The organism is Enterobacter sp. SES19, from assembly GCF_011765665.1.
Taxonomy (GTDB): domain Bacteria; phylum Pseudomonadota; class Gammaproteobacteria; order Enterobacterales; family Enterobacteriaceae; genus Enterobacter; species Enterobacter pseudoroggenkampii.
Genome location: NZ_CP050320.1, coordinates 3,716,260 through 3,738,445, shown reverse-complemented (window position 1 = coordinate 3,738,445; position 22,186 = coordinate 3,716,260). Strand labels below are relative to the sequence as shown.

Genomic DNA, 22,186 nt, shown 5'->3' with positions numbered 1-22,186 from the left:
ATGCAGATAAACTGGGCTAAAGTTAGAAGATTGCTAACCAGGAGTTTGGAATATGGATAAGCTCCGCAGCATGGAGACGTTTATTGCCGTGGTGGAAAGCGGCAGTTTTACCGGTGCGGCGGCACGGCTGGAGATGTCGGCGGTGATGGTGGGCAAGTACGTTGCGCTGCTGGAATCACAGCTTGGTACCCGCCTGCTGGAGCGTAACACGCGCCGTCAGAGCCTGACGGATGCCGGACGCGTCTATTTCGACGAGGCGAAGCGGGTGCTGGAGCAGGTCTCCATTGCTGAGAATGCAGTCGAGCGGCTCCGTGCTGCACCTGCCGGAACGTTGCGCGTCACGGCACCCACGTCGTTTGGCGGCTGCGTGATTGCCCCGCTGACGGCCACCTTTTTGCAGCGCTACCCGGAGGTACGCATCGAGCTGGATCTCACCAACCGGATGGTCGATCTGGTGGAGGAGGGCGTCGATCTGGCCATTCGCATTGGTGACGTTCGTAATGACGATCTGGTGGCGAAATACCTGTGCCCCTACAACATGGTGATCTGCGCCGCACCGGACTATTTAGCGCGACACGGCACGCCGCAAACGCCAGACGATCTGGTGGATCATCTCTGTCTTTCGCACACGGTGTGGACTGCACGTAACGAGTGGCGGCTGCCGGGCGTGGAAGGAGAGGTGCGCTGGAAGCGGGATGCGATCTTAAGATGTAACGACGGCTACGGCTTACGCATGGCGGCGCGGGCCGGGGCGGGGCTGTTGCTGCAACCGGAAGTGCTGGTGGCGGAAGAGCTGGCAAGCGGCAGGCTGGTGCGCGTGCTTGAGCCGTTCACGCCCGCGCCAAGGCCGGTGCATTTATTGTGGCGTCAGGATTTACGTCAACTGCCTAAGCTAACGGAATTTATCGCCCATATTCTGCTAAGATTGGGCACAATATAAAAAAAGAAGGTAATCAAAGAATGTCTGCAAACAAACTCGCCAGCAGCGCGCAGGGCCTGCAATCATCTGCCATCCGTGAATTATTAAAACATAGCAAAATGGCAGGGGTGATATCGCTGGGCGGGGGGATTCCTAATCCCGATCTGTTCGATCACGAAGGGCTTAAAATTGCTGCCGATGCCGTCTTATCTCAGCATTTTGGCGAGGCGTTCCAGTACGGCCTGACGGAAGGCGTACCGGGACTGCGCGAGGAAATTAAACGCATCTGCGAGGGGCGCGGTATCGCCTGTAAGGCCGATGATGTCGTTATTACTTCCGGCTCGCAGCAATCTCTTGACGTGCTGGCGCGTGCGTTAATCAACCCGGGTGACACCGTTGTGGTTGAGCGTCCAACCTATCTTGCCGCGCTGCAGGTCTTCGGCCTGGCGCAGGCCAACTTTGAATCCGTTGGCACCGACGGCGACGGTATGAAGGTGGACGAACTTGAGGCCCTGGTGGCAAAGAAAGCCATCAAAGCGGTCTATATTGTTCCGACGTTTGGCAACCCTGGCGGGGTAACTCTTTCTGAAGCGCGCCGTAAACAGCTGGTGGAATTATCGAAGCGCTATGACTTCGTGATTATTGAAGACGATCCGTACAGCGAAATTAATTATACCGATGAAGTCTTCCGCCCGTTAATTGCCCATGCCAAAGATATCGGCAATGAAGAGAACGTGGTGTATACCTCGACCTTCTCTAAAATCCTCGCGCCGGGCACTCGCGTAGGCTGGGTGCTGGTGCCGGAATGGCTGAAGCGCGCGGTAGTGAACCTTAAGCAAACCACCGATCTGCACACCAGCACGCTGTCGCAGCTGATGACGTATGAATACCTGAAAACCGGTCGTCTGGCCGATCAGATTAAAATGATCCGCGAAGCCTATCGCCAGAAATACCAGACGTTCGCAACCGAGCTGGAGGCCGAGCTCGGCGACGTGATGTCGTTCCACAAGCCGAAGGGCGGGATGTTCCTGTGGGCGAAGATGAATAATGGTAGTAACACCACCCGCTGGCTTGAAAAAACGTTAAGCAACGGCGTAGTATTTGTGCCTGGCGAGTTTTTCTACTGCAATGAGCCAGACCCAACGACGCTGCGCATGTCATTTGTGACGCCAACGGATGAAGATCTGAAAGAGGCGGTTCAACGCCTGAAAAAATCGCTCTAAAAGAGCTGCGCATAATGGCTTTCCTGCCGTTATGCGCAATACGCGTTCAGGGCGGCACGGGCCGCTATCGTTCATGGTGAGTTCCATGTTTGAATTTCTGATCGGTGTCGTTACCCACACGCCCGTCTGGGTGTGGGTGCTGTTTATCTTCCTCATCTCTCGCGGCATTAAAGCCCGCAGGCCCGCTACCGTTACGCTGGAGAGGCTTGCCATCATTCCCGCTATCTTTCTTCTCTGGGATATCTACGATCTGGTGGTCTACCGCACGTTAACCCCCGGGACTGTCGCATTGTGGACGGCGGGGATCCTCGCCGGGGCCGCGCTGGGGTATTTCCTGATTAAGCAGGCGGTTATCACCCGCGCAGAGGCGCCGCGCACCCTTTTCCGCCAGGCAGACTACACCGCGCTGCCGTTTATGATGCTGGCGTTCGGGGTCAAGTATGTGCTGGGCGTGATGAGCGCTGTCTCTCCCCAGACGATGCAGCAGCCCGCCATGAGCGCGCTGGCGATCGTCTCCGGCGGCGTGTTTGCCGGCGTGTTTATCGGGAAATTTGCGCGCTATATTGGCGTGTATAACAGCGCCGCACCGCGCCCGGCGGAGTGACGTTATTCTGTCGCGTGTGCCAGCGTGCGGTCTGCAGCATCGCCGCTGAGTGCTCGCGTGACTTCATGGATCCGCCAGATTTTCCCTTCACGCAGCGCGGCAAACAGGTAAACCTCGATCTCTGCCTGACGACCATCAGGATACGTGACCGTCACGATATGCCGGTCAGCCAGAAGTTCGTCATGACAGGCTATCTCCACCACGGTAAAGGCGATCGTGCGGATCTGTGAGCTTACGTGGCTCAGATGCTGGACAAAACCCCGGTAGTCAAGCGCGTGATCGTCCGTAAACTGCTGGTAATCGGGTGTAAATACCTCTGCCGGATCGATATCGCCGTTGAATAAGCAGGTTAACAGGCACGCCATCTTTTCGCGCTGCGCGGCGTTGTCGGTGTCGGCTATCAGGGACGTGATAATGCTCATGCGGGCTCCTTATGTGATTGAGTCCCCATTATCCTTGACAGCCGAAGACGTAGTTTCTGTAATGCGTCGATGAATAACGATTTTCGGTCAAAATGAGATGGTCAGTTTTGAAACGCTCCGTCATCCCGGCGGGTATCGAACGCCGTGGCATAGTCATCGCACCGGCCAGCTGTGGCGCATTGCAACGGGTCTGTTGGTCATTGAGACGCAGCAGGCGCGCTCGGTCGTACCGGCAAAACACATCGGCTGGATCCCGCCAGGTCAGCAGCACGCCGCTTTTTCTGAAAGTGAGATAGAAGGCTGCGCTATCTATCTTGAACCCGCCAGCTGTGCAGGGCTTCCCGATACGCCCGCGCTGTTCGAGCCCGACGATCTGACCCATGCTCTGTTTAGCCGTTTATGTGGTGCAGAGAGTGAGTACGATCCGCGAAAGCTGACTTTGCTGCTGGATGAGCTTGCCCTGACGCCCCAGGCTCACTTTTCTCTTCCCGTGCCGACGGATCCGCGTCTGAAGAACGTGGTCAGCCATTTGCTGCAGTTTGTCGATGATAACCAGACGGTCGAGAGTCATGCTATTCATGCTGGGATGAGCGTACGTACGTTCAATCGTCGGTTTAGTGCCCAGACCGGAATGAACTTTGTTAACTGGCGGCAACTGGCGCGCGTCATGCAGGCAATGGAGTGGCTGGCGGCGGGGAAGCCGGTAGGGTGGATTGCGCTGTCCTGCGGCTACAGCAGCGTCAGCGCATTTATTGAGGTTTTCAGAGCATGGACCGGTAAAACACCGGGGCAGTGGGCGATGTTGCGGTCTGATGCCCTCCCCACGTCCCGCTCAGCTTTACAATGTAGGCCGGGTAAGGCGAAGCCGCCACCCGGCGATTGACTACCGCTCCCTCAGCGCCTCTTTCGCCCGGTTAAACGGCTTAATCAGATAATCCAGCACCGTTTTCTCGCCGGTCTTAATGTCCACCGTGGCAATCATCCCCGGCACAATCGAGAAGTGCCTGCCCGCCTTATTCACCAGGTAATCCTGGCTGGTGCGGATAAACACCCGGTAGTAAAACACCTCCGGCTTGGCCTCGTCCTGAATAGTGTCCGGGGATATCGTCTCCACGACCCCGTGCAGCCCGCCGTAAATGGCGTAATCGTAGGCGGTGATCTTCACCAGCGCCTCCTGGTTCGGGTGGATAAAGGCGATGTCGCGCGGCGACAGGCGGGTTTCAATCAGCAGGTGATCGTCTACCGGCACAATTTCCATCAGCTCGCCGTTGGGCGGGATCACGCCGCCGATGGTGGTGACCTTGATGTTTTTGACGATCCCGCGCACCGGGGATTTTACCGTCAGACGGGTGACGGAATCCTGGCGGCCCTTGAGGATGGCCGAAACCATATCCACCTCCGCGTTGGCCTTGGAGAGCGCCTCGCGCGCCTGGACGTAATACTGCGAGCGCACGTCGGTGAGCTTCAGCTCCAGATCGCTTTTCTGCCGCTGCAGGCGCAGCACCTCCACGTGGCTGGCGGCGCCGGTTTTGACCAGCCGCTGGGTGATGGCCAGCTCTTTATTGGCGAGATCTAACGCGGCGCGCAGCTCCCGCTGGGTATCCTCCAGCTGCGCGCGGCGGGAGTTGTAGAGCCGCGTTTCGTCGGCAATCAGATCCGGCCATTTTGCCAGCGAAGGGGGGAACTTCAGCGGGAGATCGTTCACCTCGGCGTACAGGCGGGCGCTGGAGGCCAGTGAAGCCCGGTAGCGCGCCGCGCTTTCGCCGACGTTTGATTCGGAACGGGTAGGATCAAGCCGCGCCAGCACCTGCCCGGCCTGCACCTGATCCCCCTCGTGGACGTTCAGTTCGGTGAGGATCCCCCCGTCCAGCGACTGTAAAACCTGCTCGCGCGAGCTGGGGATCACTTTACCCGAGCCGGTTGATACCTCATCCAGCATGCCAAACCATGCCCAGACGCCCAGCGCCACAAACATCAGCAGCGAGAAGATCACGATCCGACGCGCGCCGGTGTAGCCGCTTTCGGAGTCGAGGGCATTATCCAGATCGTCCATCGCCGCCACATCACGCTGACTGATTTTCATTTTTCCACTCCCGTCCGGTTGCTGCCTGCTGCTGTTGCTGCTGCATACGACTGTTGTTCAGCGCCTGGGCTTTTGGCGCGTCCATCACCAGCATCCCCTCTTTCAACACCACGACGCGCTCCACCAGCTCCAGCACCGGGACGCGATGCGTGGCGACAATCAGGGTGCGGTGACCGAGCCAGTCGCCCAGCCGCTGGATAAATTCCCGCTCGGTGTGCTCGTCGAGTGACGCGGTGGGTTCATCCATCAGCACAATATTCGGATCGCGCAGGAGCATTCGCGCCAGCAGAATCGACTGGCGCTGCCCGCCGGATAACCCCACGCCGTTTTCCATGATCGGGTAGTCCAGCCCTTTGGGCAGCTTCTGCACGAAGCCCGCCGCACCGGTCAGCTCCAGCGCCTCGAAAATCTCTTCGTCGGTAGCGCGCGGCATGCCGAGGGTAATGTTTTCGCGCAGGGTGCCGTAAAACAGACGCGCATTCTGGGTCATAAAGCCGACGTTGCGCCGGACGTCGGCAACGTCGAGATGCGGCAGGCTGAAGTTATCAAGTCGCAGCTCGCCGGCTGCCAGATCCATCCCGCCCGCCATGGCCTGCAGCAGGGTCGATTTGCCCGCGCCGTTGCGCCCGAGGATCGCCACTTTCTCACCCGGGCGGATCTCCAGCCGGTTAATGCGCAGCGCCATGCGCGGATCGTCCGGCTGATAGCGGAACTGCGCCTGCTCGAACAGGTAGTGACCGCGCAGCACGTCCTGGCGGATCGGCGTCTCCTCGCGCTGGTTTTCGGTGGGAAGCTGCATGATGCTGTCCAGCCCCTCTTTTGCCGCTTTGACCTGCTGCCAGCGGGCCAGCACGCCGCACAGCGTCGACATCGGGGCGATCATGCGGGAGGCCAGCATCGAGGCGGCGACCACCGAGCCGGTGGTCAGGGTGCCGTCGATCACCATCGGCGCGCCGACCACAATCACGGCGGCGTAGACCAGGCTCTGAATGGTCATCCCCCAGCTGATCAGGTTCTGCGTCAGCTCGCGGGTGCGCAGGCCGGATTCGGCGGTGATCTGGATATAGCTGTTCCACTGCTGCAAAAAGCGGTTTTCCGCCTGCATCAGCTTGATGTCCTCCAGCCCCTGTACGCTCTCCACCAGCACCGCGTTGCGCAGGGTCGATTCATGAGCCGACTGTTTCGCCAGCTCCGCCAGCTTCTTCTGCAGCAGCAGGCCGGGCAGGACCATGATCACCGCTGCGACCGGGGCGATCCACGCCAGCTGCGGGGCGATGATCGCCAGCACCACCACGAACAGTAAAAAGAAGGGCAGGTCGACAATCGTCGAGATGGTGGACGAGGTGACCATCTCGCGGATCTGCTCCAGCTCGCGCAGCTGTGAGATAAAGCTCCCGGTGGATCGGGGGATCGCACTGTTGCGCAGCCGCAGCGCGTGGCCGAATACGCGATCCGAGACGCGCATATCCGAGCGCTTGCCCAGCAGATCCATAATGTGCCCGCGCGCCACGCGCAGCACAAAGCCAAACAGGGTGGCAATCAGCACCCCGATGGTCAGGACGTACAGCGTCGGGTAGGACTGGGCGGGGATCACCCGGTCATACACCTGCATGGAAAAGACAATGCCGGAGAGGGAGAGCACGTTGATAAACAGCGCGGCCAGCATCACCCAGCTGTAGGGGCGGAGATCGCGCATCACCAGGCGGTAGAGCCAGTCCGGTCGGTATTTTGAGATATAGGCGTCCACGCGGCTGTCCTTCAGCGCGGCGAGTGGACGCAGGGCAATAACGTGGCGGATAGCGGGCAGCATCGCCGTCATCGACAGCCGGTTGGTGTAGGTCTCATCGCCGAAAAAGCTGACTTCCAGCGTGTCATCGCCGTCGAAGTGCTCGATCGCACCGACCCGGCCGTCATTCAGCGCCACCACCACCGGCAGACGCCAGCTGTTGATCGACTGCTGGTCAGCGGTGAGCAGTTGAAACGACAACCCCGCCTCACGCGCCAGCTGGGTGAGGGCGGGTACCATCGGTTTGCCTTTCAGCCACGGTGCGCCTGCGATCAGCGCGCCGGGCGAGCAGGCGACGCGGTAGCGCGTGGCGATAAAGCCAAAGGCCTGCGCCCACTGCGCCAGCGCCTCATCCGTCATGTTTTCACCCTGCGGGATATCACGCTGCTTCATGGCTGGATCTCCACGGTCTGGATGGTGCGGTTATCAAGATCGAACGCATGACGCAGCTGCCCGGTGTTATACAGGCAGTTGAGCTGCAGCTGGTGCAGCTGACCGAGGGTCTGCTGCTGGGTGAAGCGCGCCTGATAGACCTCCTGTTCGGCGTTGAGCACGTCGAGCAGCGGGCGCGAGCCGAGGTCAAGATATTGCTGCTGGTACAGCTCACGGGTGCGGGCGCTGAGGGCTTCCTGGCGGCCCTGGATTTGCAGCGTGCTTTGCAGGCTCATCACCTGGCTACGGGCTTCCAGCAGTTTCTGGCGGACATCCAGGCGCGTGCGCTGAATGGTGGACTGCGCCGCCTCCACCGCGTGTCCGGCAGCGTTACGCCGGGCGGTGAGGCCGCCGCCCTGATAGAGCGGCATCTGCACTTTCACCCATGCGGAATACTGGGTGCGATCCCGCGTTTCGCTGCCCGCGTAGCGATCGTTCATGTAGTGACGCACCTCCGGCTCCAGTGAGACGGTTGGCGTCATCTGCGCATCGGCGTAGTCGAGGTTAGCCTGGGCGACGTTAGCCTGCGCCCAGGCAGCGAGAACGGCGGGAACCAGACGGTCGTCCGGCTCGGCGACATCGCAGCTGCGGGCCAGCTTTTGCGGAAAGTCATTGCTGATCGCGTTCAGGCTGTTCCAGCCGAGAAAGCTCATCAGCGTGGCGCGGGCGCTGTCCAGGCTGGCCTGGTACTGCATCAGCTGGGCGCGAGCGCCTTCGATACGCGCATCGGTCTGCACCACGTCAGAGAGCGACGTGGCGCCCTCGTCGTTACGCTGGCGGGTCAGCGTGCCGATGGAAGAGAGGGCTTCAAGCTGCTCTTTGGCGGTGTCGACCATCTGCTGCCAGGTTTGCACCTGTACCATGGCAACGGCGGTATCGTGGGCGATGGTGTCGATACTCACCAGCACGTTGGCCTGCTGCTGGGCAACGCCAGCACTTTCGGCGCGCACCTGGCTGGCCACTTTGCCAAAGTCGTAGAGCATTTGTGAGAGAGAAAGCACCAGCGACGGCGTAAAGCCGTTCTGATCGCCGTCGTGGGAATAACCGTTGTCCACGCCGGCATTAATCTGCGGATAGTATTTTGATTTCGCGACGTCCACCTCTTCGCTCTGCTGGTAGAGTTTGCCCACGGCTTCGCTGATGGCCGGGTGCCAGGTAACGGCGCGGTTGACGGCCTCGCCAAGCTGCAATGAACCTGGAGCGGCGTTGCCTGCTACCGGGGCCACGCGCCCGTTGAGTGAGGGGAGTTCCTGCGTTTCGCGAAGCTGTCCGGTATTGATGGTTGCCGCCGGATTTGCGCAGAAAGCGGGCACAGATATCAGGCAGCACGAGAGCCACCAGTAAGGCATCTTCATTCCCATGTCATGTCCCTAATAAAATAAGTAAAGCTTTATTGTTATGCCCGGGCGCTGTGCGCCCGGGTCATCTCTTGCAGGTGCTATCAGGTAATGATGTGTTGCTGGTTAACAAGCTCGTCGTAGGTGGTCTGAACGTTATCAAGCGTAACGAGCGTGGTATTAGTGTAGGTGGACCCCGCACCATCACGGTCGATGGAGATCACAGTGTTGCTACCGCTTTGTGTGACATGGATATAATTCCCCAGCGAGGCGGTATTACCGTCCCAGCCCACCAGCAGATCGCCAATGTCGATCTTGTCTCCCTGCGCCAGCGAGAACCCGGTCCAGTGATCGCCTCCGGCGCTGCTGGTGTTACCCGCCGTGGCATTCCCCACCGTACTGTTCAGCACCTGGTAAATCAGCGTATCGCCGTAGGCCGTACCGGTGATGGCGTCGTTATGCTCCGAGCTGATGAACTGCGGCGCCATATTGATGGTTAGCGTGGCGCTGTCCGTGTTGCCGTTGGCATCGGTCAGGGTGTAGTTGAAGGTCTCCTTCGAGGTCATGGTTGAGAGCGATACCCCGCTGTTGAGGGTATAGGTGTAATGACCGTCTGCGCCGATCGCCAGGATGCCGTAATGGCCGGTGATGTTCACCGTTGCGCTGCCGGTATACGGATCCAGCGTGGTGGTCACGCCGTTGTAACCGGTCACGCTCAGACGGGTATCCACCGAGTGGAGCTGATCCAGCACGCCGCCAGAGTCGGTACCGTCAAAGATGTTGCCGTTGACGGTGTGGCTGCCTGTGACGTCAAAATCACTCAGCGAGTAGGTGGTGCCGTTCACGCTTGGCGTGATGGTGATGGTCCCCACGCTGAGCCCCGGGACGCTGCCGGTAAAGTTCAGCGTATAGGTCCCGGCGTTGAGATCCAGCCCGGTCAACGGAACGTCGATACTGCCGCCCAGCAGCGAGCCGCCGCTGAAGGAGCCGCTGCGGATGACGCCCGAGCCGTCGCTGATGGACCAGTTCACCGTCAGTCCGCCCAGCGCCAGCCCCGAGGTCACGCTAAAGTGCAGCGACGCGTTGTGCAGCGCGGTGTTTGGGTCGACCACGAAGGTTCCGCTTCCGCTGCCCTGGGTTGATGAGAACAGGGCCGTCGTCCAGCTGGCGACGCCCACGGTGGTATCCGAGTAGACCGACGTGTGATGCACCGAGGTGAGGTCCATCGTGGCGCTGACATCGTTGACCGCATTCATTGCCTGCGCGGTTGGAGTGATGTTGAGCGATGCCGTATCCTTCGAGCCGTCAAGCGCGGTAACGGTGTAAACGAAGGTATCCGGCGTGCTGATATGGTCCGCCCCCACGCCGCTTCTCAGGGTATAGGTGTACTGACCGGACGCATTGATGGTCAGCGTGCCGTATTCCCCCTGAATGGTGGTGGTGCCGCTGCTGTTGACCGCCACGCCGTTCACTTCCGTAACCAGCGTGCCCGCTGGAACCGGGTCATTCGCCAGCACGTCGCCCGTGGTGGTTTCGCTGATGCTTGCCACGCTGTAGACATGATCCTGCAGGACGCTCAGCGTGTAGCCCGTCAGGACGGCGATCCCCGATGCGGTATTGAGTAAGAACAGGTACTCCCCGGCAGGCAGATTTAGCGTCAGCTGCGGTGACGTGCCCCCCAGCAGCGGGGCGCGCAGCCAGCCCGACTCGACGCGAACCTGCTCGAAGGTCTGGGTGGCGTTGTTGAACTTATAGACGTACAGATCGAATACCGACGCCAGCGCCACGCCGCCCACGGAGGCCTGGATGGTCATGGTGCGGGTCGTGCCTTCCTCCACGTTGTAAATAATCGGGTTGGTCATGTCGTCCAGCAGGTTAAGCCCCAGCGTGTTGCCGAGATTAATGCCCACCAGGGTAAAACCGTTCTGAGACGAGGCGCCGTTATTAACTTCGTGCACGCTGGTGTCGAAGGTCAGGGCGTTGGTGTCGTCAACGGCGACAATACCGTTGACTACCGTACCGGCACCCAAGGACAGCACCAGCTGTGCCGACGCGCTGACGCCGTTATGGGTGATGGTGTAGGTGAAGCTCTCCGTGCGGCCAATGACCGCGGCGCTGGTGTCGGTCAGGCTGTAGGTGTAGCTGCCGTCGCGGTTAATGGTCAGCGTACCGTACTGGCCCTGAATCACCGTGCCGTCGGCGTTCACGCTGGTGGTGGCGCCCTGGGCGTTAGTGACCGCGGAGATAGTGGTCCCTGCTGGCGCGTTGTCGCTGCCGGCGGTTGGATCCGTATCGAGGATCACGTTGCCGTTGAGGCTGGTTTCACCGGTGACCGTACCCGGACCGGTCTCTTTCACCGCCACGTCGAGGCTGGTGTAGGAGCCGGTCGCCAGCAGGTTGGTGTTGTAGCTGAGCACGCGATAGTTGCCGTCAGCCAGCCCGGTCAGGTTCAGTGAGACGCCGGTTGCACCGAGGGTCAGCAGATCGGCAAACTGCGGCTGGCCGGTATCCACCACGGTGGTCCAGGCGCCGTTGACGTAATGCTGAACCACCAGCTCCAGGGTATTGAGCAGAGAGAGCACCGCCCCCGTGGCGTTGGCGTTCACCACGATATCCGCGCTGCCGCCGCTGCCCACCGTGAAGTTCACCTGGGCGGTATCGTTGCCCAGCAGCGTCAGGACGTTGCCGACGGCGCCGACCAGCAGGAAGCCGTAATCGCTGTACTGGCTGTTGGTCACGGTTGCCGTGGTGCTGAGGTTCAGCTCTTCGACGTTATTGCTGGCGGAGAGCGGCACCACCGGCGCAAGGGCAGAGCCCGGCAGCGAGGTGTTGCCAGCGGCGTCGGTGGCGGTGATCTGCAGCGTCTGGCCTTCGGTCTGTTTGTTAATGAAGGTGTAGCTGTAGGTGCCGTTGCTGCCCGCAGTGGCGGTCACCGTCGAGCCGTCCGCAAGGCGGATAGCGACGGTGCTGCCTGCTTCCGCAGTCCCGGTCAGGACGCTACCGTCAGCGTTAAAGGTCCCGGTCGGTGCCGTTGGCGCGATCGTATCGACGATAATCGTCGTCACGGCGGACGCCACGCTGGTGTTGCCCGCCGCATCGGTGGCCGTGGCGGTGAGGTTATGCGTGCCTTCCGCCAGCGCGGTGGTAGTTTGCGCCAGGGTCCAGTTGCCGCTGCCATCGGCGGTCACCGTACCCACCAGCGTGATGCCATCGTAGATCCGCACCGTGGCATTCGCTTCGGCTGTCCCGCTCAGCGTTGGGCGCGTGTCGTTGGTCGGATTCGTACCGGTCACCGGCCCGGTGACGCTGCCGACGTCATCAATGACCGAACTAATGACCGGCGCGGCTGGCGGGAGGGTATCGACGTTAATCACATACCCGGCGGTGGGCGCGCTGGCGTTGCCTACCGCATCGGTAGCGGTAAAGGTCAACGTGTGCGCGCCGTTGCTCAGCGCCGGAGATGGCGTAAAGCTCCACGCCCCACCGGTCGCCGTCACGCTGCCGATTTGCACGCCGTTATCAAAGATTTTCACCGTGGAACCCGCTTCCGCCGTGCCGCTGAGCGTTGGCTGCGCGTCGTTGGTGATCCCGCCGTTGGCAATCGGCGTCGCCGCATTGCCCACGTCATCCACGATACTGGTCAGCACCGGCAGCGCAGGCGGTGTGGTGTCGACAGTGAGGCTGAAGCTGGTGGAGGACACGCTGGTGTTGCCTGCCGCATCCGTGGCCTGCGCGGTAAAGCTGTGCGGACCACTCGCCAGCGTGGTGGTGAGCAAGATACTCCAGTTCCCGCCGCTATCCGCGGTGCCCGTTCCGACAAGCGTGGTTCCCTCATAGATCTTCACGGTGGCAAACGGTTCACTGGTCCCGACAAGGCGCGGTACGGTGTCGTCGGTTGTCTGCCCGGACGTGAGCGGGCCGGTGATGCTGCCCACGTCGTCTATCGCCTGGCTGATAACCGGCGCGTTCGGTGCCGCGGTATCAATAATCAGGGTAAAGTCCGGCGAGATCGGGCTGACGTTACCCGCTGCATCGGTGACCGTGGCGGTCCAGGTATGGCTGCCGCTGGCCAGCGGCGCTGACGGCGTAAAGCTCCATGCCCCGGTACCGTCCGCCTGAACGGTGCCGACCGGCTGCCCGTTCTCATAAACGGTGACCGTGGCGTTGGCGGTCGCGGTGCCGTTCAGCGTCGGCGTGGTATCGTCGGTGCTCTGCCCGGAAGAGAGCGGGGTTTGAATGCTGCCCACGTTGTCACCCGCGGTCGAAATGACCGGCGCCGACGGTACGCCCGTATCCACCGTCAGGTTAAACGGCGTCGTCGTGCTGCCGGTATTGCCTGCCACGTCGGTGGCGTTGAAGGTGATTGCGTGCGGCCCGTCGCCCAGATCGGTGCCCGGGGTGAAGGTCCAGTTGCCCTGGGCATTCACCACCGCCGTGCCAATTTCGCTGCCATCAACGATCACGTGCACTGTGGCACCCACGTCGCCCGTGCCGTTGAAGGTCGGACGCGCGTCGTTGGTCGTGTTGCCCGACGTGAGCGTCCCGGTGACGGGCGCGACATCGTCAATTACGCTGGTCACCACCGGTACGCCAGGGGCTGCGGTATCAACGGTAAAGGCAAAGACCGATGAGTTCGCCGAGGCGTTGCCTGCCGCATCCGTTGCATAGACGCGAAGGGCGTAGCTGCCGTCGCCCAGCGGCGCGGTCGGCGTAAAGGACCAGTTGCCGCCTCCGTCAACGGTTGCAGTACCAATCTGCGTGCCGTTATTCATGATGTGAATAGTGCTGCCCGCCTGCCCGGTACCGCTGATGGTTGGGGTGCTGTCGTTGGTCACCTGGCCGCTGGTGAGGTTGCCCGTGACGCCGCCAGGGACGTTGTCGTTTACCGTATCCAGCGTCGGAACCGTCGGTGCCGTCAGGTCAACCACCACGCTCCAGGGGGCTGAGACCGCGCTGACGTTGCCCTGCGGATCGGTCGCCCGAACGGTGAAGCTGTGCGAGCCTTCGCCGAGCGCGGTGTCAGGGGTAAACGTCCAGATACCTGTGTTGTCAGCCGTGACCACAGCAATCTGCGTGCCGCCGTCGAAAATGGTGACCACGCTGTTTGCGTCCGCTGTCCCCGAAAGGGTTGGCGTGGCGTCGTTCGTTTCGCTGCCGCTGACCACCGTGGTGGCAGCGTTACCGACATTGTCCGTAACGTTGGTGATGACCGGCGTGGCGGAAACGGAGTCCACCACGACGGTGAAGCCCGCAGAAGGACCGCTCTGATTCCCCGCCGGGTCTGTCTCGCGGATGGTCAGGACGTTATTCCCCTCTGCCAGAGGCGGCGTGGTGTAGCTCCAGGTGCCGGTATTGCCGATCACCACGCTGTCCAGCAGCACGCCGTTGTTGTAGATGGAGATGGTATCGCCTGCTGCGCCGGTGCCGGTGAGGGTCGGCTGGTTGTCGTTGGTGGTCTGCCCGCTGGTCAGCGGACCGGTGCCTGGGCCGACGTCGTCAATTACGGCGCCGATGGTCGGCGTGCCCGGTGCGGTGAGGTCAATGGTAACGCTAGCCGCCGGAGAGCGGCCGCTGGTCAGGTTATTGAGGGTCGCGGTCACCTCAAAGGTGTGTAGCCCCTCGCCAAGCGCGGCTGGCGTATAGCTCCAGTTGCCGCTGCCGTCGGCAGTGACCGTCGTCAATGGCGTCGCGCTACCGTCCAGGTAGATAGCGATCTGGCTCCCCGCCTGAGCCGTACCGGTGAGGGTCGGGGTGGTGTCGTTGGTGGTTTTGTCTTTCACATCGCCCGTGATTGGGGCGACGTCATCGTTGATCGCCGTGATGACGGGCACCTGCGGCAGGTCGAGCGGTGAATCGGTAACGATAAAGGACGCGCCAGGGCTGGCATTTCCTGCGGCATCGGTAGCGCTTACGGTCAGCGTGGTCGGATCGAGCTGCGCCGGGCTCAGCGCAATGGAGAAGCTGCCGTCGCTTGCGACAACGCCGGTACCAATGACGGTCCCACCGCTGTCTTTCACGGTAACGGTGGTTCCCGCTTCGGCATTACCGGTCAACGGGGTCCCCTCCTGTGCCAGGGACATGTTGGTCGGGTCGGCAGGTGCGGCGGTGTCCACCGTCACGCTCAGCGGCGCAGAGTTTCCGGAGGCGTTACCCGCAGGATCGGTAGCAGAGACGGTGAAGGTGTGCGGGCCATCCGACAGCGTTGTGCCTGCCGTCCAGCTCCAGCTGCCGTCCGGCTGTATCGTGACCGGCACGCCCGACGGGGTACCGTCGATGGAGACGATAACGGTGGTGCCGGGTTCACTGGTCCCGGTAAGGGTCGGCGTGCCGTCGCGGGTGTAGAGCACGTTGTTGGTGAGCTGGCTGTCTGAAACGGCATTAATCTGCGGAATCTCAGGCGCAGCGGTATCGAGCGTGACGGTAAAGACCGCACTCGGCGCGCTGACGTTGCCCGCTGCATCCACGCCCGCAACGGTAATGTTCAGCGGGCCGTCCGTTTGCACTGGAAGCGTCAGGCTCCATTCTCCGTTAGCGACCACGACACGGCCCAGTTCGACGCCGTTGTTGTAGACGATCACTGTCTCACCGTTAACGCCGGTTCCGCCCACTGTCGGCGTGGTATCCGTGATGTAGCCCCCGTTAGGCTCGCCGCCCACGGCGCCAATCACTGGCGTATCCGGCGCCACGGTATCCACAGTGATCGTAATGGCTGGCGACGGGTCAGAGACGTTGCCTGCCTCATCGGTGGCGGTGGCGGTATAGACGTGGCTGCCCTCCGCAATATTACTGTCAGGGCGCCAGCTCCAGTTGCCGTTGCTGTCTACCGTGACGGTACCAACGATAGTTGGCGTGCCGCCGTTGACCGTGTCAGTGATGTTGATAACGTCGTTCGGCGTACCGGTGCCGCTCAGCACCGGGCGCGGATCGTTGGTGGTGCCGCCATCGGGAACGGGACCGGTGATCTGGGTGACGCTGTCAGTAATGACCGGTGCTGCAGGCGTAGCCGGCGGGTCGGTGTCAATGGTGATGGTGACCGGCTGCGACGGGGCGCTTTCGTTGCCCGTGCCGTCCACGTTGGTGACGGTCAGGGTGATGTCATAGGTGCCGCCAGCCAGGGGGGATGGCGGCGTCCAGGACCAGTTGCCGGTATTGTCCACGACAGCGTCACCGATTTTGACACCGTTGCCGTAGATCGTCACGGTATCGCCCGCCGTGCCGGTACCGCTCAGGGTCGGCGTGGTGTCGCGGGTGATTTCTCCCGGGTTCAGCGGCGTTTGCGTTGTGCCGCCGTCAGGATTGACGGTAATTGCCGGGATATCCGGCGTGGCAGGTGCGACGGTATCCACCGTTAATACAAACGGGCTGGAGATAGTGGTATTGCCGGCGGCATCCGTGGCGTGAACCGTCAGGGAATGCGGGCCGTCGGTGAGCGGGGTGACCGGCGTAAAGCTCCAGCCGCCGCTGCCGTCGAGGGAAGCGGTGCCGAGCAGGGTTGTGCCGTCATAGACGGTGATCACCGCATCCGCCGGAGCGGAGCCCTGCAGCAGCGGCTGGGTGTCGTCGGTGGTATCGCCGCTGGTGAGCGGGCCCTGAACGCCGCCGACGTCATCGGTCACGGTGGCAATGGTGGCAGCCGTTGGCGGTGTGGTATCGACGGTCAGGGTGAAGCCGCTTGACGGCTGGCTGGTGTTGCCCGCCGCATCGGTGGCGACAACGGTAAAGGTATGAGGCCCCTCCCCAAGCGGCACGGTGGGGGTATAGGTCCACACGCCGTTGTTGTCGACCGGGGCCGTGCCAAGAACGGTACCATCCAGGCGGATGGTGACCGTCGAGCCTGGTTCAGCCGTGCCGTTGAGCGTCGGCGTGGTGTCGTTGGTGCTGTCGTTGGGGTTGAGCGCGCCGAGGCGCTCCGGCACATCATCCAGCACCTGGGTAATGACCGGGGCAGCAGGCGCGACGCTGTCAATTGTCAGCGTCCAGGTGTTGGAGACGCCGCTGGTGTTACCTGCCGCGTCGGTCGAGACGGCGGTCAGGGCGTGCGGACCCTCACCGATTGGCGAGGACGGCGTAAAGGTCCATGCGCCGAGACCATCGGCAACGGTTGTGCCAATTTCAACACCGTCCACGCGCAGGCTGATCGTCGCGTTTGCTTCGGCGGTACCGCTGAGCGTCGGGGTGGAGTCGTTGGTCGTGGCATTTGGGCCGAGTAAGCCAACAATTCCACCGGGCACATCGTCCACGACTTGTGAAATCACCGGGGCGTCAGGTGCCGTCCCGTCGACGTTAATTGTCCATGCGGTTGATATTCCGCTCTGGTTACCGGCGGCATCCGTCGCCGTTGCCGTCAGCACGTACGTGCCATCGGTCAGCGGTGTGGGCGGCGTAAAGCTCCACTGGCCAGAGGAGGGAACAACCACCGTACCGAGGACATCGCTACCGTTGGAGATCGTGATGGTCGAGCCAGCTTCACCCGTTCCGTTAACGGTTGGCGCCCGGTCGTTTGTAAGCCCGTTAGGGCCCACGGGGCCTGTGGTGGCCTGCACGTCATCAATCACAGATATGATAACCGGTGTCTGCGGCGGGGTAATATCCGGTGCCGCCGCGGAGGTGGTTGGACTGGTGTTGCCTGCCGTGTCGGTGGCGTCAGCGGTCAGGATTTCGCCGTTGAGCTTCGGCGGGGTCAGCGTCAGGCTGAAGTTACCCTGGCTATCGGCAACAACTGGATTGCCAACGAGTGCGCCGCCTTCACGGATAGTCACGGTGCTGCCCGGCTCTGCAATGCCGCTGATGGTGCCGCCATCATTCGAAACGACGAGGTTTCCAGGGGCTGACGGCGGGGTAGTATCCACAGTAAAGGTGACAGGTGCTGATGCCGTACTCTGGTTTCCGGCCGCATCGGTTTCAGTGACGGTTATGGAGTGTGTCCCGTCCGGCAGCGGAGCGTTTGGCGTAACGCTCCAGGTACCGTTGGGCTGCACCGTCGTTGTGCCAATCGCCACGCCGTTATCATAAATGGTGATGGTTCCTCCTGGCTCGCCCGTTCCCGCCAGGAGCGGCAGTGAAGCATCCGTAGGCGCGCCCGACGTAATGGTCCCCCTGATAAGACCTGTATCGTCGGTCAGCACAATCGCGGTCGGGGCGTCCGGCGGAGTAAGATCCACCGTAAGAGTAAACACCGGTGAGGCTGGCCCGGTGTTGCCGGCGGCGTCGGTTGCCTTCACGGTAATCTGGTGAGTGCTTTCACTCAGGTCAACTGACGGAGTAAAGGTCCAGGTGCCGTTGCTGGCGACGATTGCCGTACCAATAGCGACTCCGCCGTCATAAATCGTCACGGTCGAGCCCGCCTCGCCGGTGCCGGTAAGCTGTGGGCGCTGATCGTTGGTGCTGCCGCCGTTGGACACCGTCCCCGTCTGCGGGGCAATATCGTCGATTACACTGCCAATCGTTGGCGCATCGGGCGCGGTTATGTCCGGCGCGTTGAGCGTTGTGCCCGGGCTGGTATTCCCGGCGTTATCCGTCGCGGTGGCAGTCACCTGCTCGCCGTTGGTCAGCGGTGTTCCGAGGGAGACGGTAAAATTGCCGTCGCTGCCCGTTTTTCCGGTGCCAACGACATTGCCGTTCGCGTCTTTCAGCGTGATAGTGCTGCCGGGTTCGGCGGTACCGGTAACGGTCTTGCCATCTGAAGAGAACTTAATACCGGAAGGTGCATTCGGCGGCGTTGTGTCCGGATCGGCAGGATCGACGGGGGGGGTGGTACTATTGTTATTACCGCCATCTCCGCCACCGCCGCCGGTACTTGCCGCAGCCGCGATACCGCCTGCAGCGACAATGCCGCCGAGGGCCCATGGCCAGAAGGCGGCACCACCGGCATCACTTCCTGACGCCGCAAGCAGTACGTTCGTAGACGCGATAGATTCGTACGTGGCGGCCCCGGCTGGATCTTCAATCCACCATAACGCGCCGTTGCTGTCCTGCAGTACCAGCTGGCTCACGCCCTGCGCGTCCGTGACGTAGAAATTTTTTACAGTGATCACCTCGCCGGAGTGCAGCGTAACCAGCAGATCGTTACCACTTCGCGCGAAGTGGGAGACACTCGCTCGCTCGACGTGAAGCTCAACGATGGAGGAATGGCTCAGCGTGACCTGTGTGCCTTCCATTTTCGTTTCTACGCCAGTAAGTTTCGAGATAACAGAGATTTGGCTCATTTAGTTATTACTCCAGCAGATGTGTCATAAACGGCGAGCAAGACGAGCCATCTCTGCAGAAGGTAAAGGGCGCCCCCGGCGCAGTCGCTGTTATAACGCAGCACTGACCGTTTTTTTAGCGCGCACGATGCCCGCCAGGATTCAGAGTGGCAACATCAGAGCGAATCTAATTTTTTATGAAAGAGAACCGTTTTATTCGTGTTTTATGTTTTGTAAAACCCTGTAATTAATAGAGGAATTATTTTTGAGGATATAAAATTGATATAGACAGAAAACATGGGTTGTGCAAATTAAGCTTTCGCAAATAAGTGCGAAAACAAGGTGGAAGGCATTGGTATATTGATGTTGTCAATAATTATGATGGTGCAATCCTTTGTTTTATATGACTTTAATTTTAGTGTGTAATGTTTTTTTTAGCGTGGTTTACGCACTGCGATAATTGGTAGGGAATGTTTTGAATATAATGTAAAACTATATTGTTTAGGTTTGCTTAATGTTCATTTAAGTTAAGGTAACGTTTTTGATATAAAATATATTATGTCACTTGCACTATAAAATATATTCTTATGCGAGGTTAAAACTCTGCTATCACGCGAAATAATAACGTTAAGGAGAGGATGAGATAACCTGATTTATTTTCATTGGGCTACAACGTCAGCATGATTTCGCGGCAGCAAAAAAATGACGCGGAGAATGAATAAAACTCATCAGTCGGACGTTTACTGACGTCACTCCCAACTCACCCTGGAGCTTTATATGAACACGACCTCGTTTCGTTTGATCCCGGTGCTGATTTTTTCCCTGCTGTCCCCACTGGCGCTGGCGATGGGCAATAATAGTACCGAGAGCAAAACGCCCGACTGTCCTGCCGGACAGGTGTATGACAGCGCTACTCAGAAATGCGTGCCGGACAAGAGCAGCAGCCTCAGCGACCAGGACAAAACCAACTATGCGTACCATCTCGCGAAGAAAGGAGAGTACCAGGCGGCGCTGAATCTGCTTGATTCGCTGAAAAATGGCAATACGGCTGAAGCGTGGAACTATCGCGGGTTCGCCACGCGCAAACTTGGTCGTACGGACGAAGGCATTGGTTACTATCAGCGTGCGCTGGCTATCGCCCCGGATTATGCCAAAGCCCGGGAATATCTCGGTGAAGCGTGGATGGTAAAAGGACGTCCTGACCTCGCGAAAGAACAGCTGAAGGTCATTGCCGGTATTTGTGGCCAGTCCTGCGAGGAGTACCGTGACCTGCAGGCCGCCATTAACGGACATCCGGAATCCTGATTTTCTCGTGGAGGGAAAGCCCATCGCTACCAGTGAGGTTCGTCAACAGTTAGCCGCACATCTGTCGCGTCTCTGGCGCTATGGGCTGGTGCTGTCGCGAAACAGGGATATCGCCGAAGAGCTGGTTCAGTCCACCTGCGTGCGTGCGCTTGAAAGGAGCAGCCAGTATACGCCGGGCACACGCATCGACAGGTGGCTGTTCGCGATACTGCACTCCATCTGGATCTCTGAGCTTCGGGCTCGACACGTGCGTCAGGGGCAGGGATTTGTGGCCAGCGACGAGCTTCTGGCACCGGACACCCGCGAACAGGATGAGACGCGTCTGCATTACCTTAAGGTGATGCAGCGCGTCAACACGCTGCCTGAAGCCCAGCGCAACGCGGTATTTTTGGTTTATGTCGAGGGCTTTACCTACCAGGAGGCGGCGGACACGCTGGCGGTGCCGATCGGTACCGTGATGAGCCGGCTGGCAACGGCACGGGCGGCGCTTGCCAGGTCCGCTGACGCACTGCCTCCGGTAAAGGAGAAACGCTATTGAACGCGCACCGTTTTGCACCGCCCTATAACGACGACGCTATCGTGGCATGGATAGATGGCGAGATGTGCCGCGCCGACGCGCAGCATTTTGAAGAACAGTTGAAACGTGATGAACGCCTCGCCGGGCGAACCAACGAACTGATGAAAAGCAGCCAGGATTACGCCGGGGCGTTTGCCTCCCTGCTGGATGACGCGCCTCTGGAGACAATGCAGGCGCGTCTGGCTGCTATTCCCGAACCACAGTCCTCCACGGCGCCTGGCGTTAGCAGGCGGTCACTGATTGCCGCATCGATCAGCTTTTTGATGATCGGCTCCGGGCTGGGCTATCTGCTGCGGCCCGCTTCCGCGCCAGCGGATGAGAACGCCCATATTCGCGACCTCGAAGCGCAATATATGTCCCTGTACAGCGTCGAGACGCTGCTGGATATGGACAGCGCAACGCCGGTCCTGCAGCGCGGGCTGGAACGGGCCGCGCAGGATATCGGCATAAAGCTGCACATGTCGCAGCTAGTCCTGCAGGGGGCAGAGTTGAAGATGGTGCGAATGCTGCGCTATGAAACCACCTCTATCGCGCAGATTGCCTGGATCAACGCCGACTTCGGCCCGATGGCGCTCTGTATTTCTCCTGTTGACGAGAAGACCAGGGCCTCTCTGCGCCAGGAGCAGCGGCACAGCATGAACCTGGCGTGGTGGCAGGAGGCGGGCTACCAGTTTGTCCTGATTGGTCGCAATCCGCCGTCTCACCTGCGGGGAAACGCGGAGCAGCTACAGCGGCTCATTTCAGGATGACGGCACGTCGTTTGTCTTAATCGCAATGGCGATGGCAATACGATCGTCCACGACCAGCGCAAACTTATCCATCCCGTAGGACGCGCGCGAGATCGCCGTGGTGGCATCCAGGGTGAGGACTTGCGCATGCGGGTCTTTCACCACGGCCTCCAGGAGCACCGGGCGGGCAATGTTACGCACGGTCAGCGTGCCGAACACCCTGAACCGCCCGTCACCCAAGGCGACCACGCGAGAGCTGATGAACTCGATAGTCGGGTAGTGCTCAGAATCAAAAAACATATCGCTTTTCAGCTGCCAGGTAAGCAGCTTGTTTGAGGCCACCAGAGTTGCTACGGGAATGGTGACGTGAATATGATCGTCGACGTCGTTTTCCGGGTTGAGCGTCACGGCGCCCGTCACGCCGCTGAACGTCGCCCAGGAGAGGATGCCGCCGAAGGCATGCCAAGATAGCCGAATGGCGGTGTTATCGGTGTCGATAATGTAGCTTTTTGGGGCAGCTAACGCCCACGGACAAAACAAAATCAGCACTATCACCAGGCGTCGCAGCATCTCAGGATCTCTTTTA

Annotated in this window: 13 protein-coding genes; 7 read left to right on the top strand and 6 right to left on the bottom strand. The window is 60.4% G+C overall.

Annotated features, from left to right (window positions below):
* Nucleotides 1-52 precede the first annotated feature (52 nt).
* From GXP72_RS17725 to GXP72_RS17715, 3 genes are all read left to right on the top strand, one after another.
* Nucleotides 53-940, top strand: coding sequence for a LysR family transcriptional regulator (locus GXP72_RS17725; protein WP_208763204.1), 888 nt, complete (start codon nt 53-55; stop codon nt 938-940).
* Between the two features lie 20 nt (nt 941-960).
* A complete protein-coding gene (locus GXP72_RS17720; RefSeq protein WP_208763203.1) occupies nt 961-2,142 on the top strand; it encodes a PLP-dependent aminotransferase family protein in 1,182 nt (393 codons plus the stop codon).
* Between the two features lie 85 nt (nt 2,143-2,227).
* On the top strand, nt 2,228-2,746 hold the full coding sequence (locus GXP72_RS17715) for a DUF6622 family protein (RefSeq protein ID WP_048992716.1): 519 nt from the start codon (nt 2,228-2,230) through the stop codon (nt 2,744-2,746).
* A 2-nt stretch (nt 2,747-2,748) separates the two neighbouring features.
* On the opposite strand, the gene GXP72_RS17710 is transcribed toward GXP72_RS17715, so the two are convergent.
* Nucleotides 2,749-3,168, bottom strand: a complete 420-nt coding sequence (locus tag GXP72_RS17710) for a nuclear transport factor 2 family protein (protein WP_148768812.1) — start codon at nt 3,166-3,168, stop codon at nt 2,749-2,751.
* 97 nt (nt 3,169-3,265) lie between these two features.
* On the opposite strand from GXP72_RS17710, the gene GXP72_RS17705 reads away from it, so the two are divergent.
* On the top strand, nt 3,266-4,051 hold the full coding sequence (locus GXP72_RS17705; RefSeq protein WP_208763202.1) for a helix-turn-helix transcriptional regulator: 786 nt from the start codon (nt 3,266-3,268) through the stop codon (nt 4,049-4,051).
* Here GXP72_RS17705 and GXP72_RS17700 read toward each other — a convergent pair whose 3' ends face one another.
* The 4 genes from GXP72_RS17700 to GXP72_RS17685 all read right to left on the bottom strand — a co-directional run bounded on the left by GXP72_RS17700 (nt 4,052) and on the right by GXP72_RS17685 (nt 19,011).
* Nucleotides 4,052-5,221, bottom strand: a complete 1,170-nt coding sequence (locus GXP72_RS17700) for an HlyD family efflux transporter periplasmic adaptor subunit (RefSeq protein WP_152680680.1) — start codon at nt 5,219-5,221, stop codon at nt 4,052-4,054.
* Nucleotides 5,222-5,231: 10 nt separating this feature from the next.
* Nucleotides 5,232-7,430, bottom strand: coding sequence for a type I secretion system permease/ATPase (locus GXP72_RS17695; protein WP_208763201.1), 2,199 nt, complete (start codon nt 7,428-7,430; stop codon nt 5,232-5,234).
* Nucleotides 7,427-8,830 (bottom strand): TolC family outer membrane protein, encoded by a 1,404-nt coding sequence (locus tag GXP72_RS17690; RefSeq protein ID WP_048992709.1) that lies wholly within the window; start codon nt 8,828-8,830, stop codon nt 7,427-7,429. The genes GXP72_RS17695 and GXP72_RS17690 overlap by 4 nt, the downstream gene beginning before the upstream one ends.
* A gap of 80 nt (nt 8,831-8,910) precedes the next feature.
* The gene (locus GXP72_RS17685) at nt 8,911-19,011 is read right to left on the bottom strand and encodes a BapA/Bap/LapF family large adhesin (RefSeq protein ID WP_208763200.1); all 10,101 of its coding nucleotides are present in this window, start codon (nt 19,009-19,011) and stop codon (nt 8,911-8,913) included.
* Nucleotides 19,012-19,767: 756 nt separating this feature from the next.
* On the opposite strand from GXP72_RS17685, the gene GXP72_RS17680 reads away from it, so the two are divergent.
* Genes GXP72_RS17680 through GXP72_RS17670 form a run of 3 tightly spaced genes read left to right on the top strand, consistent with a single transcriptional unit; the run spans nt 19,768 to nt 21,621 of the window.
* Nucleotides 19,768-20,295 (top strand): tetratricopeptide repeat protein, encoded by a 528-nt coding sequence (locus GXP72_RS17680; RefSeq protein ID WP_024908319.1) that lies wholly within the window; start codon nt 19,768-19,770, stop codon nt 20,293-20,295.
* A 7-nt stretch (nt 20,296-20,302) separates the two neighbouring features.
* Complete coding sequence (locus GXP72_RS17675; RefSeq protein ID WP_024908320.1) at nt 20,303-20,833, top strand: RNA polymerase sigma factor; 531 nt, start codon at nt 20,303-20,305, stop codon at nt 20,831-20,833.
* Nucleotides 20,830-21,621: a hypothetical protein gene (locus GXP72_RS17670; RefSeq protein ID WP_208763199.1), complete on the top strand. Its 792-nt coding sequence runs from the start codon at nt 20,830-20,832 to the stop codon at nt 21,619-21,621. The genes GXP72_RS17675 and GXP72_RS17670 overlap by 4 nt, the downstream gene beginning before the upstream one ends.
* On the opposite strand, the gene GXP72_RS17665 is transcribed toward GXP72_RS17670, so the two are convergent.
* Nucleotides 21,613-22,170 (bottom strand): YceI family protein, encoded by a 558-nt coding sequence (locus tag GXP72_RS17665; RefSeq protein WP_032645317.1) that lies wholly within the window; start codon nt 22,168-22,170, stop codon nt 21,613-21,615. The two genes, GXP72_RS17670 and GXP72_RS17665, sit on opposite strands and share 9 nt — an antisense overlap.
* Nucleotides 22,171-22,186 lie beyond the last annotated feature (16 nt).